Genomic DNA, 1,084 nt, shown 5'->3' with positions numbered 1-1,084 from the left:
GGCTCTACAAAAACAGAAACATCATTGAACGCTTCTTCGCCAGACTGAAGCAGTTCAGAGGCATTGCAACACGCTACGACAAGCTGAAGTCAACATTCCTCGCAGCAGTGCAACTCGTCTCCGCCATCATCGGAATTAACTGACGACACGCCCTAGTCATTCAAGGCCCAACAAATCCTAATCTTCAGGGACCATCATCGTAACAGGAAACGGCAGAAACTCTATTTTATGCTTACTGTAATCTGCAAGCATATTATAGAAGCTGTCTGCATGGTGTGGCCTCGTGAGCAGCATAGGAATAATGAAGTCTCCGGAATATTTATAATTTGCATCAATTTTATTTACATATCCATTAGGAAGCTTATATTCAATATGAATGCTTGTCGGGAATTGTTTCTCGTTCGTTGTTATGAAGTATTCTTTCTTCTTAACTGTCATATATTTAAATATAAATATATCTCCACTTGTATCGGAGAAAGAAAGCGTAGAAAAATATATTTTTCCTTCGCTATCTGAGGCGATATTTTCATCGCTGAGATTTATATCCTTATATGTGCTATCGCCTTTAATGCAGTCATAAAACCCTTGGTCTAGAACATATCCGTCAGTTTCTTCCTCATGCTTTACCCACTGAGGAAAAAACTTATTCCATGCATTAACTGCGTTCTTACGATCTTCTCCCTGCACCATATCAGGAATGCCAGTTATAGCCAAAGAGGTATACTGGTCGCTGATACTCATATTAGCGGGTGATTCAGCATGTGCGATAGTTGCCGATGATACACTGGCTAAAAATATAAACAATCCAGATGAAAGACGCATGATAAGTTCCCAATTTCTATTATGATATCGCTAATATCTCAATCATTTACCGTTGTCTAATCTCCACACTGTAAGAGCAGATTTGGAAAGTCACGTATGAGCGTTGCTAGGGCGTGTCGTCAGTTAATTCCGATGATGGCGGAGACGAGTTGCACTGCTGCGAGGAATGTTGACTTCAGCTTGTCGTAGCGTGTTGCAATGCCCCTGAACTGCTTCAACCTGGTGAAGAAACGCTCAATGATGTTTCTGTTTTTGTAGAGCT

At 40.9% G+C, this 1,084-nt stretch carries 3 protein-coding genes; 1 reads left to right on the top strand and 2 read right to left on the bottom strand.

Annotation, left to right across the window (positions count from 1 at the left end; all coding sequences use genetic code 11):
• On the top strand, positions 1 to 143 hold a 143-nt coding region (locus HNO79_RS16320; protein WP_214165948.1), incomplete at its 5' end, for a transposase.
• 34 nt (positions 144 to 177) lie between these two features.
• On the opposite strand, the gene HNO79_RS16315 is transcribed toward HNO79_RS16320, so the two are convergent.
• Positions 178 to 822, bottom strand: coding sequence for a hypothetical protein (locus tag HNO79_RS16315; RefSeq protein WP_214165946.1), 645 nt, complete (start codon positions 820 to 822; stop codon positions 178 to 180).
• 119 nt (positions 823 to 941) lie between these two features.
• Positions 942 to 1,084, bottom strand: a 143-nt coding sequence (locus tag HNO79_RS16310) for a transposase (RefSeq protein ID WP_214165947.1), incomplete at its 5' end; no start/stop codon positions are given.

This window comes from Komagataeibacter oboediens (genome assembly GCF_018491655.1).
Taxonomy (GTDB): Bacteria; Pseudomonadota; Alphaproteobacteria; order Acetobacterales; family Acetobacteraceae; genus Komagataeibacter; species Komagataeibacter oboediens.
The sequence above is the reverse complement of the archived record's forward strand: the minus strand, read 5'-3'. Positions and strand labels throughout refer to the sequence as shown.